Raw genomic sequence first — 1443 nt, 5'->3', positions numbered from 1 at the left:
TGCAGAGACAGTTTGCCTTTTCACTTTATTGACTTCCGGGAGAAGTGCTTTTACAGCCTCAATTCCTGCTTCAATCGTTTTGCGTGTTCCACCAGTTTCTTGCATGATGAAAGTATGCAAAGTGGAATTTTCTTGCAGGGCTTCTTGCTCCATCAACCCTTTGAGTTGATTACGTTCACAACCCAGGCCAATGATCAGGGCGGCAGCGAGGTTAGGATGCTGCGCATATCCAGCCATGGTTCGGCGAAGCAGTTGCATAGGCTCGCCACTCATTTCCATTCCACAACCAATACCATGACTAAATGCAACCACCCCGTCGATATTGGGAAAATCTTTTAAGCGTTCGGGGGTAAACCACGCTGCAATTTTGTTCACGACGGTTGCAGAGCAATTCACAGTAGATAGAATGCCAATGAAATTGCGTGTACCTACTTTGCCATTGGCGCGCACGTAACCTTGAAAAGTCGCACGTTCAGTTTCTGGTAAGAGGGTAGTGGGTTTGTATTCGCTAGCATAGGCATAGTCGCGATCGAATTCACGAAACTCCGTGTTATGACTATGAACCATCGTGCCAGGCTCAATATCGGTATTGGCGAATCCTACGGTCACGTTGTATTTCAGAATAGCTTCGCCCTTGAGAATTTTCTTTGCTGCAATTTTGTAACCTGCTGGCACTTGACTGCGGCTCGTGAAATTCTCACTTGGGACTGCTTCACCAATTGCCACATCTACCCGGGCTACCACAATGTTGTCATTGGGATGGAGTCGAATAATAGGGCCTATTAGGCGCTTCTCTGAGATTTCAATCATGGAATTTCTTTGCTTATTTCAGGTTGTCGTTTAGATGCTGATCGTAAGACTCAAACGCCAAATTTCTAATGACTCAGGTCAAAGATAATGACTTCGGCATTTTTGCCATCACTGACGATTAGGCTACTTTCGTTTTCTATCAAGAGCGCGTCACCGGTAGACAGGGATATACCGTTGACCTGTAAAGAGCCTTTTACAAGGTGAGCATAGGCTTTACGTGCTGGATCGATCTCTAATTTCTGGGATTGGGATCCATCAAATAAGCCTACATATATTCGGGCATCGGAATGAATTTTGACCGCGTTACCTGCGCCATCGGGGGATGCTATTAAGCAAAGCTTGCCTTGCTTGTCCGAGATAGGGATAGATTTTTGCTCGTAACTTGGCTGAATTTCCATGATATTTGGTTGAATCCAAATTTGCAGGAAGTGAGTGGTCTGATCTTTAGCGTGATTGAATTCACTATGAGTGACCCCAGTTCCAGCGCTCATTCGTTGAACATCGCCAGGTGGGATGCCTTTCACGTTTCCCATGCTGTCTTCGTGGGCCAATTCACCAGATAAAACATAGCTGATGATTTCCATATTGCGGTGGCTATGCTTACCAAAACCCATACCTGCCGCTACTCGATCC

At 45.9% G+C, this 1443-nt stretch carries 2 protein-coding genes; both read right to left on the bottom strand.

Annotated elements, in window-relative coordinates:
- Positions 1 to 810 (bottom strand): UxaA family hydrolase (locus B7Y67_RS17195; RefSeq protein ID WP_293599675.1); only part of this gene is annotated, 810 nt, incomplete at its 3' end.
- A gap of 65 nt (positions 811 to 875) precedes the next feature.
- Positions 876 to 1443: pirin family protein (locus B7Y67_RS17190; RefSeq protein ID WP_293599674.1), on the bottom strand; the 568-nt coding region annotated here is incomplete at its 5' end.

The sequence above is a fragment of the Polynucleobacter sp. 35-46-11 genome, assembly GCF_002281105.1.
The sequence above is the reverse complement of the archived record's forward strand: the minus strand, read 5'-3'. Positions and strand labels throughout refer to the sequence as shown.